Consider the following 3,741-nt stretch of genomic DNA (forward strand, 5'->3'; position numbering starts at 1 on the left):
CATTCAGACTGCTGCAGCGTGAAAAGACCGTCGGCGCTGGTCTCGCCCATGACGATGCCCAGCTTGTGCTCCAGGTGCTTGAGCGCCTTGGCGCCGTCGCGCAGCTGGCAAGGCAGGTTGGTGCAGACGTTGAGTTTGTACTTGCCAACGGGGCGCTGGTTGTACATGTTGTAGAAGGTGGTGACTTCGTGCACGGCAATCGGCGCCATGCCGAGGTATTCGGCCACGACCTTCTCGCTTTCGGCGCTGACGTAGCCGTGCTCTTCCTGCAGGATGGTCAGGCAAGCCATGACGGCCGACTGTTTCTGGTCCGCGGGGTATTTGGCGACTTCGCGGTCGAAGCGCGCTCTGGTTTGTTCAGAAATCATATGATCTTCGATCCGCAACTAGCGTTTGCCTATGCCCATTTGTTCTAGCGTTTGTGCCGCGGCCCTGCGCCCAGATGCCTCGCCAATCGCACGACCCTGAAGCAAGATACCTTGCATCTGTTGCGGTTGACGAGCGAGCATTTTCTGGGCTAACGGAGTGGCATAAAAAGCGGATAACGCCTCCATTTCTTCTATGGAGTAGTCTTTTGCCAAAATACCCGTTACCACATCGGTATAGAGCTGTTTTGTTTCGGTGGACTTGAATTCACGAAGAAAATTCGCCGAGAATTTCGAGATAAATTCTTTTTTTAGCGGTTCGGGCGCATTGGTTGATTTCAGCATTTGGGTCAACATGGGCTCAAACAATGGGATCATCTGGTCGGCCATGGTGTCATACATCTTGTCGAATCCGGTCTGGGCCATCAGGCGAACGGCAAGCACGCGACGCTTCTCCATCTCCGCCGCGGAAACTGTTTGCGCGTGTGCCGCCTGCAGTCCGAGCAGAAAAAAACAGAGCAGCAGCGAACGGGATAACCGATTCATCGGTCAATCTCTCCAAACACAATATCCATGGTGCCGATCACAGCAACGGCATCGGCGATCATGTGGCCGCGCGACATTTCGTCCATAGCCGCGAGATGCGGAAAACCCGGCGGGCGGATCTTCAAGCGATAGGGCTTGTTGGCACCGTCGCTGACGATGTAGATGCCGAACTCGCCCTTGGGGTGCTCGACCGCCGCATAGGCTTCACCTTCGGGCACGTGAAAACCTTCGGTGAAGAGCTTGAAGTGGTGAATCAGCTCTTCCATGTTGGACTTCATGGATTCGCGGTCGGGTGCGGCAACCTTGTGGTTGCTGGTGATCACGGGGCCGGGGTTGACGCGCAACCAGTCAATGCACTGCTTGATGATGCGGTTGGACTGGCGCATCTCTTCGATGCGGACCAGGTAACGGTCATAGCAGTCGCCGGTTTTGCCGACCGGGATGTCGAAGTCCATCTTGTCATAGACGTCGTAGGGCTGTTGCTTGCGCAGGTCCCAGGCGAAACCCGAACCGCGGAGCATGGGGCCGGTAAAGCCGAGGTTGAGGGCTCGCTCAGGCGACACAACGCCGACACCCACGGTGCGCTGCTTCCAGATGCGGTTGTCGGTCAGCAGGGTTTCGTACTCATCGACATAAGCCGGGAATTTGTTGCTGAAGTCCTCGATGAAGTCGAGCAACGAACCCTGGCGGTTCTCATTGAGCGCTGCGATGGCCTTGGCGTTCTTGACCTTGCTGACGCGGTACTGCGGCATGCTGTCGGGCAGGTCGCGGTAGACGCCGCCCGGGCGGAAGTAGGCCGCATGCATGCGCGCGCCGGACACGGCTTCGTACATGTCGAACAACGCCTCGCGCTCGCGGAAGCAGTAAATCAGGATGTTCATCGCGCCGCAGTCGAAACCGTGCGCACCCAGCCATAGCAGGTGGTTGAGCAGGCGCGTGATTTCGGCGTACATCACGCGGATGTACTGCGCGCGCACCGGCACGTCGACGCCGAGCAGCTTCTCGATGGCCAGACAGTAGGCGTGCTCGTTGGACATCATCGAGACGTAGTCCAGCCTGTCCATGTAGGGCAGCGACTGGATGTAAGTCTTGCTTTCGGCGAGCTTTTCAGTGGCACGGTGTAGCAGGCCAATGTGTGGGTCGGCGCGCTGGATCACTTCGCCGTCGAGCTCGAGTACCAAGCGCAACACACCGTGCGCTGCGGGATGCTGTGGCCCAAAGTTGAGCGTGTAATTTTTGATTTCAGCCATGGGGTATCTTCTGTCGACGCTGCTTACTGCAGGCCGCCGTAGTTGTCTTCACGGATCACACGCGGAGTGATCTCACGCGGCTCAATGGTGACCGGCTGGTAAATCACGCGCTTTTGCTCAGGGTCGTAGCGCATCTCCACATGGCCCGAGGTCGGGAAATCCTTACGAAAAGGATGGCCGATGAAACCGTAATCGGTCAGGATTCGACGCAGGTCATTGTGGCCTTCAAAGATGATGCCGTAGAGATCGAAGGCTTCGCGCTCGAACCAGTTGGCCGAGTTCCAGATGCCATTGAGCGAATCCACCACGGGGAAATCGTCGTCGGGGCAGAACACCTTGAGGCGAACGCGCTGGTTGAGGCTGACGGACAGCAGATGCGACGCCACGCAGTAGCGCAGGCCGTCGTACTGACCGTCCTTGTATTCGGAATAGTCGACACCACACAGATCGATGAGCTGCTCGAAGCGGCAACCTGGCGCATCGCGCAGCAGGGTTGCGGCCGCGAGGTAATCGGCGGCGGCGACCGTGAGGGTGATTTCACCCAGAGCGGTCTTCAGGCTTTTGACCTTGTCGCCGAGCACCGCATGAATCGTTTCGGCGAGTTGTTCCATGGACACAGGAGAAGAGGACATGCTTTATGCCCTCGCAATCGTGTTGGTGCGACGAATTTTCTGCTGTAGCTGGATGATGCCGTACATCAGCGCTTCGGCCGTGGGCGGGCAGCCGGGCACGTAGACGTCCACCGGCACGATGCGGTCGCAGCCGCGAACCACGGAATAGCTGTAGTGGTAATAGCCGCCGCCGTTGGCGCACGAGCCCATGGACAACACCCAGCGCGGCTCCGACATCTGGTCGTACACCTTGCGCAAGGCCGGGCCCATCTTGTTGCACAGCGTGCCGGCCACAATCATCAGGTCGGACTGGCGCGGGCTGGGRCGGAACAACATGCCGAAGCGATCCAGGTCGTAACGCGCCGCGCCCGCATGCATCATTTCGACGGCGCAGCAGGCCAGGCCGAACGTCATGGGCCAAAGCGAACCCGTCTTGGCCCAATTCACCACCGAGTCGTAACTCGTGGTCATGAAGCCTTCGTTGAAAACACCTTCAAGTGACATACCCGTACCTTTGTGGCGTGACCCGCCTAGAGAACCCTCGGGATTCTTAGCTTCTTATTCCCAGTCCAGCGCACCCTTTTTCCACTCGTAAACAAAGCCCACGACCAGAATGCCCAGGAAAATCATGACGGACCAGAAACCGACAGGGCCGATTTCCCTGAGCGCCACGGCCCAGGGAAAAAGAAACGCGATTTCGAGGTCAAAAAGGATGAAGAGGATGGCGACCAGGTAGTAGCGCACATCGAATTTCATGCGGGCATCTTCGAAAGCCTCGAAGCCGCATTCGTAAGGGGAATTTTTTTCGCTGTCGGGACGCACGGGGCCCAACAAACGCCCCAGGACCTGAGGCACCACACCGACACCCACACCAACCAGAATAAACAAAAGAACAGGAAGGTATTGATCGAGGTTCATCGTGGATTCAACTTCTGAAAAGCCACTTGCGCGGTTTGCTTCAGCTTGCCG

Annotated in this window: 6 protein-coding genes; all 6 read right to left on the reverse strand. The window is 57.9% G+C overall.

The genetic code is table 11. From position 1 onward, the window contains the following. The coding region (locus AC1D1P_RS17410) for an NADH-quinone oxidoreductase subunit NuoE family protein (RefSeq protein WP_477673832.1) at positions 1-368 on the reverse strand (368 nt) is incomplete at its 3' end. A gap of 18 nt (positions 369-386) precedes the next feature. After that, a complete protein-coding gene (locus AC1D1P_RS17415; RefSeq protein ID WP_477671594.1) occupies positions 387-911 on the reverse strand; it encodes a DUF2059 domain-containing protein in 525 nt (174 codons plus the stop codon). Further along, entirely contained in the window at positions 908-2,161 is a 1,254-nt protein-coding gene (locus AC1D1P_RS17420; protein ID WP_477671593.1) for an NADH-quinone oxidoreductase subunit D, read from the reverse strand. The genes AC1D1P_RS17415 and AC1D1P_RS17420 overlap by 4 nt, the downstream gene beginning before the upstream one ends. Before the next feature lie 23 nt (positions 2,162-2,184). Further along, entirely contained in the window at positions 2,185-2,793 is a 609-nt protein-coding gene (locus AC1D1P_RS17425; RefSeq protein ID WP_477671592.1) for an NADH-quinone oxidoreductase subunit C, read from the reverse strand. A gap of 3 nt (positions 2,794-2,796) precedes the next feature. Beyond that, the gene (locus AC1D1P_RS17430) at positions 2,797-3,276 is read right to left on the reverse strand and encodes a NuoB/complex I 20 kDa subunit family protein (RefSeq protein ID WP_007864469.1); all 480 of its coding nucleotides are present in this window, start codon (positions 3,274-3,276) and stop codon (positions 2,797-2,799) included. Between the two features lie 54 nt (positions 3,277-3,330). Continuing rightward, positions 3,331-3,690, reverse strand: a complete 360-nt coding sequence (locus AC1D1P_RS17435; RefSeq protein WP_477671591.1) for an NADH-quinone oxidoreductase subunit A — start codon at positions 3,688-3,690, stop codon at positions 3,331-3,333. Positions 3,691-3,741: the final 51 nt, after the last annotated feature.

It is taken from the genome of Polaromonas sp. P1_E1_2 (genome assembly GCF_056406035.1).

Coding starts and splice junctions, on each gene's coding strand:
- AC1D1P_RS17415 (WP_477671594.1), bottom strand. CDS start 911: ATGAATCGGTTATCCCGTTCGCTGCTGCTCTGTTTTTTTCTGCTCGGA.
- AC1D1P_RS17420 (WP_477671593.1), bottom strand. CDS start 2,161: ATGGCTGAAATCAAAAATTACACGCTCAACTTTGGGCCACAGCATCCC.
- AC1D1P_RS17425 (WP_477671592.1), bottom strand. CDS start 2,793: ATGTCCTCTTCTCCTGTGTCCATGGAACAACTCGCCGAAACGATTCAT.
- AC1D1P_RS17435 (WP_477671591.1), bottom strand. CDS start 3,690: ATGAACCTCGATCAATACCTTCCTGTTCTTTTGTTTATTCTGGTTGGT.